This is a genomic window from Thermovirga sp. (assembly GCA_012523215.1).
Taxonomy (GTDB): domain Bacteria; phylum Synergistota; class Synergistia; order Synergistales; family Thermovirgaceae; genus 58-81.
Genome location: JAAYIZ010000099.1, coordinates 1 through 2,814, shown reverse-complemented (window position 1 = coordinate 2,814; position 2,814 = coordinate 1). Strand labels below are relative to the sequence as shown.

Annotated in this window: 4 protein-coding genes; 2 read left to right on the top strand and 2 right to left on the bottom strand. The window is 56.9% G+C overall.

All coding sequences use genetic code 11. The features are described 5' to 3' along the window. Positions 1-1,043: hydrogenase formation protein HypD (gene hypD, locus GX108_02830; protein NLO55980.1), on the bottom strand; the 1,043-nt coding region annotated here is incomplete at its 3' end. Positions 1,044-1,065: 22 nt separating this feature from the next. Next, entirely contained in the window at positions 1,066-1,293 is a 228-nt protein-coding gene (locus GX108_02825) for a HypC/HybG/HupF family hydrogenase formation chaperone (protein ID NLO55979.1), read from the bottom strand. A gap of 113 nt (positions 1,294-1,406) precedes the next feature. Here GX108_02825 and GX108_02820 point away from each other — a divergent pair, with 113 nt between their 5' ends. Beyond that, positions 1,407-2,201 (top strand): hypothetical protein, encoded by a 795-nt coding sequence (locus GX108_02820; protein NLO55978.1) that lies wholly within the window; start codon positions 1,407-1,409, stop codon positions 2,199-2,201. Positions 2,202-2,448: 247 nt separating this feature from the next. Beyond that, positions 2,449-2,814 (top strand): sodium-dependent transporter (locus tag GX108_02815; protein ID NLO55977.1); only part of this gene is annotated, 366 nt, incomplete at its 3' end.

The window sequence follows — 2,814 nt, the reverse complement described above, 5'->3', positions numbered from 1 at the left end:
TGTCGGAAACGATAATAGGCGGCGCAGCTTCCTTCCGTCGAGACCATGCAGGGACCGATGGGGTGCGCGGGGGTGCATGCTCTTCCAAAGAGCGCGCAGGTGGGAGGATCGATCAATCCTCTGAGTACCTCACCGCACATGCAGCCTGCCGGGGGAGGGGCTTCTTTTATGGTCAAGCCCAGCCTTTCGAGGGCGTCGAAGCGAGCGAACTCTTCCCTAAGAGAATAACCCGAGGAGGGTATTATACCCAGGCCTCTCCAGGGTGCGTCATCCAGGGCAAATACTTTATCCATAACGTTCCTGGCTGTCGCATTACCCTGGGGTCTTACCGCCCGGCTGTAAAGAGATGCAACCCTCGGTCTTTTTTCGCGGATTTGCCGCGCCACCTCGACGAGGGCCGCCATTATTTCCTCCGCTTCGAAACCCGCCACAGCGCAGGCAATGCCGTACTGTTCGGGCAGAAAACGATAGGGCTCAAGTCCCGTTATGACACTGACGTGGCCGGGAAGTAGAAACGCCTCGAGTTTTACTTCGGGGTCGGAGGCCAGCGTCTCCAGGGCCGGCGGCACTGATTTATGCAGGTCGAGGATCATGAAATTGTCCAAGTCTTCCCGGCAGGCGTCGAGAACCACCGAGGCCGTGGCCGGGGCGGTCGTCTCGAACCCGACCGCTAGGAAAACCACGGTACGGGTCCTGTCGTCCATGGCCAGCGAAAGGGCCTGGTCAGCCGATGTGACTACCCTCACGTCAGCGCCGCGGGTTCTCTCTTCGGCCAGGGTCGTCTCGGTTCCCGGAACCCTAAGCATGTCTCCGTAGGTCGCCACGGTGGTATTAGCACGCCCCGCCAAGGACAGGGCGGCGTCGATCTCTCCCTGGGACGTGACGCACACCGGGCATCCGGGTCCAGACACGAGGGCGACGTTGGGCGGAAACAAAGCTCTCAACCCCTGCCGAAAAATTGACACGGTATGGGTGCCGCAGACCTCCATCACTTTGATCGGCCTATCGGTCAGCTCACCCAGTGCTTTTGAAAGAAGTTCCATGCGCTTTCTGGGATCCTTCGGTCTAGGGGCCTGCAAGTTCCCGGATCTCCTCCCAAAGTTTTTCAAGTTCTTCGCTTTCCTCCGCGAAAAGCTTCTCGATCGCGAAACCTGCGTGAACAAGCACCATATCACCCTCCCCGATATCGGGGACAAGGTCGGTCCTTATCTCGACTTCCACCGAACCCGCCAGGGCCAAGGCCCTGTTTGGACTTTTTAAAGCGATTATCCTGTGCGGGATAGCCAGGCACATCGTCATCGCGCTCCTCATCCTGAGGTATTGTTCCCTACGGGGATCGTTTAAGTTTATCATTGAACTTGTCCGTACGCGCCCGAAAGGTTAGCCTAGCATCAAGGGGGTAAAGCATGGAACAGATAGGGGTCGGCATCCTCCAACTCGAGGTGATCCGAGAAGATGCGTCCAGGAACGCGAGGTATGTGCTGGAGCAGATCAGGAGCGGTGCCCGGTCCGGGTGTGAAGTGTTGGTCCTGCCGGAACTTTGGAACGTGGCCTACCCCCTGGTCGGACCCCAGGTGCTCATCACCGAAGACAGTCCCCTGGTGGAGTCCATCGCCAAAGCGGCCTGCCTAAATGAGACTTGGATAATTGCCGGAAGTATGGCACTATCGACGGAAAGAGGGCCCCGGAACAGGTGTCTTGTCTTCTCTCCCGAGGGAGAGATTTCCTGTCGCTACGACAAGATCCACCTCTACCCCGGTCTCGATGAACCCAAAATCCTCTCACCAGGTTTTTCGCCCGGTTATTTTTACATGGGCGGACTCCCCTGCGGCATCTTGATAAGCTTCGACGTGGAGTTCCCCGAATTGCCGCGGAGCCTTTCATCAAAAGGAGCAAAGATCCTATTCATACCGGGGGCTTGGAAAGCCGAGTACACACGTCTCTGGAGGGCCCTTCTCATTTCCAGGGCCATAGAAAACCAGGTCTTCGTAGTCGGCGTCAACCGGTGCGATCGGGGTAAAAACTCCACCTTCGGCGGCCAGAGCCTTGTGATCGATCCCTTTGGAGACATAATTCTTCACCTCGATGACACGCCTCGATTCGAGAGAGTGGTTCTCGATCTGTCCAGGGTTGAATCCGCCAGGAGCGAGCACAAGGTGGCCTCTTCAATGAGGCCCGAGATCTACCGACGGTGGCGGTAACCCCGTCGCTCTGCAGCTTTCCCATTGACTGGCTTGTTGCTTGTTGTATAATGCGCTGCAACTACCGGGCTTGGAGGTTTTAAACACATCGCGTCGGCGATTGCCAAAAAAAACGGTCGGCTTTATAATTCCATCAGGTTTATCAAGTAAAGTGGAGGAGGTGTCTGCGCGTAAAGGGCGATAAGAGTGTTTCATGGCGAAGTGAGTGTTGTAGTGGTTCAAGCATAGTTTCAAGAGGAGGGATAGCATGAGCAACGAGACGCAACGTGAACAGTGGGGTACCCGGTGGGGCTACATTCTTGCCTGCGCTGGTTCGGCCGTAGGGTTGGGAAACATCTGGCGTTTCCCTTACATTACGGGCCTGCACGGGGGAGCGGCCTTTGTGCTGATCTACGTGGCTCTTGTATTTGTCATCGGCTTCTCCGTTATGCTCGCTGAAATGGCCATCGGCCGCAACGCGCAACTCAACGCAGTCGGGTCCTTCCAGAAAATCAAGGGCGGGATGTGGCCCATCGTCGGTTGGATGGGGGTCGTCGCCGGTTTCGTCATTCTCTCATACTACGGGGTCATCGGCGGCTGGACGATGGCCTATGTGCTCAAGTCCTTCACGGGG